The following is a 319-nucleotide window of genomic DNA, read 5'->3' as shown; positions in this document are numbered from 1 at the left end:
GCTCCTCATCTCCGAGGATGGCCCGCGAGTGCGCCACCGCGACCGGATCGATATCGACGTAGACCACCCGGCTGCTCGGGTTCAGCTCCCGCGCGATCTCGTGCACGTTGCCCGCGGTCGGAATCCCGGAGCCGATGTCGAGGAACTGGGTGATACCGGCGCCGGCCAGATACCGGATCGCCCGCCGGAGGAAGGCCCGGTTACTCAGCGCGAGTCGCGGTAGGTCGGGCACCAGCTCGGCACCCATCTCGGCGGCCCGCCGGTCGACCTCGAAGTTGTGCGATCCGCCGAGTAGTGCGTCGTACATCCGTGCCGGGCT

Annotated in this window: 1 protein-coding gene; it reads right to left on the bottom strand. The window is 69.0% G+C overall.

Translation table 11 applies throughout. From position 1 onward, the window contains the following. On the bottom strand, positions 1 to 319 hold a 319-nt coding region (locus tag GV790_RS29525; protein WP_256673612.1), incomplete at both ends, for an SAM-dependent methyltransferase.

This window comes from Nocardia cyriacigeorgica (assembly GCF_010858045.1).
In the GTDB taxonomy this organism is placed as follows: Bacteria; Actinomycetota; Actinomycetes; order Mycobacteriales; family Mycobacteriaceae; genus Nocardia; species Nocardia cyriacigeorgica_E.
This window is presented reverse-complemented; position numbering and strand designations above follow the sequence as displayed.